The 3,787-nt window shown below is 43.7% G+C and carries 3 protein-coding genes; all 3 read right to left on the reverse strand.

Features of this window, described 5'->3' with window-relative positions:
• Positions 1–98: 98 nt before the first annotated feature.
• The gene (locus tag JCM15092_RS14035; RefSeq protein ID WP_024995190.1) at positions 99–1,859 is read right to left on the reverse strand and encodes a hypothetical protein; all 1,761 of its coding nucleotides are present in this window, start codon (positions 1,857–1,859) and stop codon (positions 99–101) included.
• A 582-nt stretch (positions 1,860–2,441) separates the two neighbouring features.
• The gene (locus JCM15092_RS16340) at positions 2,442–2,939 is read right to left on the reverse strand and encodes a helix-turn-helix domain-containing protein (RefSeq protein WP_148296672.1); all 498 of its coding nucleotides are present in this window, start codon (positions 2,937–2,939) and stop codon (positions 2,442–2,444) included.
• Positions 2,879–3,607, reverse strand: a complete 729-nt coding sequence (locus JCM15092_RS17155; RefSeq protein WP_148296673.1) for a hypothetical protein — start codon at positions 3,605–3,607, stop codon at positions 2,879–2,881. The genes JCM15092_RS16340 and JCM15092_RS17155 overlap by 61 nt, the downstream gene beginning before the upstream one ends.
• Positions 3,608–3,787: the final 180 nt, after the last annotated feature.

A 3,787-nucleotide genomic window follows, 5' to 3' on the forward strand; every position in this document is an offset into this window, starting at 1 on the left:
CTACAATCAGAAAACTGCTGCATAAAGAATTGAAAAAGGAGCTGCCCTTTTGGAACAGCCCCTTTGTAAGGCACTGACAATTTCCATTGGATCCCTTCCTATTTTATGTAGAGGGTCGCACCGACCGACCATTTCGTATTCGGTTTCCAGGAGGTAACCGTTTTGGTTGTCCATCCATTGATCCCTTCCTCCTCCAGTTTGTTACTGAAAGCAGTGAGATAGGTGCCGATGCTTCCATTGCCGTCAGAAGCCTCATACCCATAATGGCCATCGTAGGTAAAAACCTGGATAAAGGGAATATCCTTAAAAGAGATTGAGGTGGTCTGTCTCCTCTTTAACTTACCCCTGTCTGGATTTCCTGCCCGGTCATTGTACCTGCTGGTGATATTACGGGCCGTTCCTTTTAGTATGTTCCGCGATACTGCATCAATCTCGATACTGATCTCCCATTCCGACTCCACCTTGTCGTAGCTTTCTTTCTTGGAATAACTACTGTTTGAAGTATAGATCACCCTGTTCCCGGAATAGCTGGTTGTTCCTGTAGCAGAGGTGATGGGCACCACCAATTCATCGGGGAAGGTAGCGGTGAAGAATCCGCTGTAGTTGTTCAACTCGTTAATGTATAATTTAATTTTCCCGCTAACAAACTCCAGCTTCTCCTCCAGTCGCACGGTCATGTTCACTTCGCACTCCTTGTTGTAGGGATGATAGTAGACCACGTAGAGTATCTCTCTTTTCTCTTGAAGCGATTCTACATCCTCAAACTGATAGGAGTCGTAAAAACTTTCCACAAAAACCACCTCTTTCTTTTTTGAGTCATAACGATACAACTCACAATATTGTCCTTTTCCACCATCTACACCGCCTTCCACATTGATGGAAAGGATGATTTTGCTATCGGGCAACTTAAAATCAGGATTGATGAAGATCTTCTCATACCGGGCTGAGTAGGGTTTACATTGAGGAGGAGCTTTGGTTTTAACCTCATTCATGTCATTCAGTTTCAAATAATCACGCGCCATTGATTGAATGAGATCTTTCACACCGTTTCCGCGGACATAATCTTGGAGAAAGATCCCATATTCCAGGAAGAGATCCGGAAATGCATCTTCAAATGCATCCATTACCGAAGTCGCACCGGCTTCCTGTTGTTGGTGCAACTTCACTATCTTGTCGTTGCCGTAACGGTTAGCCATCCAGCGGATCAGGCCGGCCATTCCATAGCCGTGCGTACTCTTGTCTTCTTTATCCCACGGTGAGAATCCTTCCAGGGGACAAAACTGGTTCCCATATTGCACGGAGGAGATGCCCGCCACGTAAAGGCTTTCCGCCCAAACGGCCACCGCCTCTTCCATCCAGAGAAATTCACCTTCAAAATAGGATTTGGTGACCGTCCATCGGGGGTCGTAGTAGTATTGCGCGAAGTGGGTCATTTCATGCATGATGGTGCGCTTGATCTCCTCTTTCTCTGATAACTTCTGGCTGTTGATTACCATTGAGTTCCATTCACTGCTGTAGCGGGAGGGGATGAAATAGCCGTAGGCATCCGCACCGCTCAGTTTCTTCACCTCCACCTGGATCTGTTTGTTCCGTTTTGCAAAACTGAATCCCACCGCTTCCAACCGTTTGATGGCTTCCTCCAAATGCAGGGCGATCTCTTTGCTTTCTTCATGATAAAAGCGGGGAGCGTATACCACACATTTCCTGTCAGAAGTAATGGCCCGGCTCCCCGACTCATTCGATGCCTGATAGTTTTTTACCAGACCTACAATCAGTTCGCCCTGTTCATCGGATGGTTCTTCAAAAGGCTCCATTGTGGCAGTGTAATAATCACCTTCTTTTACTCCCTTGATCCACATCACCGAACTGCTTCCTGCTGCGAGCTGATCTCTATTCCTGGGGTGGTAATGCGAAAGTAAATTTCATTCTCAGTGATTTCGGTATCGGCAAGTAGTTGTAATTGAATGGGCTTTGCAAAATTGCGCGGAAGCTTTATCTTGTAGTAGGGCGAAGCTCAAACTCCTCCATTACCGCACCGTCGGTTTGTACTGTAATCTCCATGGTGACCGGTGTATTGAATGCATCGGCCGGAACAACGAGGGTGATTTTGTCTTTAAAAACTTTTCCTCCCGACTTATCCACTTTGGTGTTTTCTTTCGGGTCGTTGTTCCCTGGTTTTTCTTCATTGGGAGGATCCTTCTTCCCCGTTTCCTCGGGTTGCTCGATAATCTCTTCGGGTCCACTGCATTGTTGAGTGGTGAAAAGTATGAGGAGTAATGTGCATAACAGGATGCCTGTTCTCCTTGTCCTTTTTTTGCGGTTTGTTTAAATGAAGTCATAGTATGATTATTTTGTTTTCCTTTGCAAGAAAAGAAATTTATTCAATGACCACACTGAAAAATGAACAAAAAAGAATAACAAATCGTAAAAAAAGGACAATGTTATTTTGAAGCATGTTGGCGAAGCCACCGATTGGGTGTGGTACCGGTAATTTTCTTGAAGTTCCGGTAAAAGGATACTTCGTTTGCAAACCCCGATTGTTCACTGATCTCCATCATGGAGAGAGCCACTCTCGAATCGGTCATCTTGCTTTGTGCGTAACCTATGCGATATTGGTTGATATAATCAGAAAAAGATAACCCAAGTTCCTGGTTGATACAATTTGAAACATAGGTTCTGTTGCTTCCCAAGTGAATGGCTATATCGGAAATGTGTAAATCTTTCTGCCGGAAAAGCTGTTCTTCTTCCATCAGTTGTTTCAAACGACTGCTCAGGATGGTTGTGTCGTGATTGCTGGTTGTTTCAGCTTCGGTTTCTTCCCTGCACACATTATCAGCTTCTCTACTGAAATCTATCGCGGTGAAATGTTGAGTGTAGGCTATGTAGCTGACCAAAAAAGCATGCTTCCAAAAATGAGTGATGGGATTACCAGCAACCACGATTCGCGAATAAAGAACTCTCTGCCCAGCAGGTTGGCAGTGCCCGAAAAGATTGCGAACAGTATAAAAACTAATAATAGTTTTTGTACCGGAGCCAGGGTTCTGTTTTCGGTGTCGGCATAATAATTGGAAACCTCCCGGTTGAAGTGGGACAGTTTTTGATACCCAAAAAAGGAAACAGGTAGCAGCTGTATGATAAACAATGTCTTGGTCGCTATGATTCTGACCTCCTGAGCCTTTTCAGCAAAGGAAAGAGAATCTAAGCCATCGGTTTTTTTGAAAAAATGATACTCTACAAAACTGATTCGCTCCACTTCATTCATCATGCCATAGAACATCACAGATAGCACGCCGAGAATCAGTGCTGGTAGGATAACCCAGTAACTCTTCAGGTTAAACTGTTTGATGCTGGTAAGTTTGCAAATATAGAGATAGTAGAGCGGATAAACCGCCAGGGAGCAGAAGGTGTAGAAACTTTCAATCAGACTGTAGAGATAAACATACCGATGAAAATAGACCGCATGAGAGAAATAAAGAAAGGTGCATGTCAACAGGAAGAAAGTGAAAAACTTTTTCGCCGGATCCAGTTGCTTATACTGCAGTATAAACAGGATCAGCCAAAATAAACAAACAAAAAAGGGCAAACCGGAAAAAAAATTCTCTATCATTCCTTTTTATTATTCTCTTTACACTTAATCCGACTGAATATGACAGACATTCAAACCATTACTCAGAATCCGAAATCATCTATTACTGTCTCCTCCACTTCTTCCTTTTTAATTTCAATGATGTTTTGGGTTGTCAATCCTTCCACGTAAATGGCTTTAAAGGGTATGGCAGGACAAACA

Source organism: Phocaeicola paurosaccharolyticus JCM 15092, from assembly GCF_000613805.1.
Classification (GTDB): Bacteria; Bacteroidota; Bacteroidia; order Bacteroidales; family Bacteroidaceae; genus Phocaeicola; species Phocaeicola paurosaccharolyticus.

Excerpts from the sequence above, each read along its gene's own strand:
- JCM15092_RS14035 (WP_024995190.1), bottom strand. The coding sequence starts at position 1,859 with ATGTGGATCAAGGGAGTAAAAGAAGGTGATTATTACACTGCCACAATG.
- JCM15092_RS17155 (WP_148296673.1), bottom strand. The coding sequence starts at position 3,607 with ATGATAGAGAATTTTTTTTCCGGTTTGCCCTTTTTTGTTTGTTTATTT.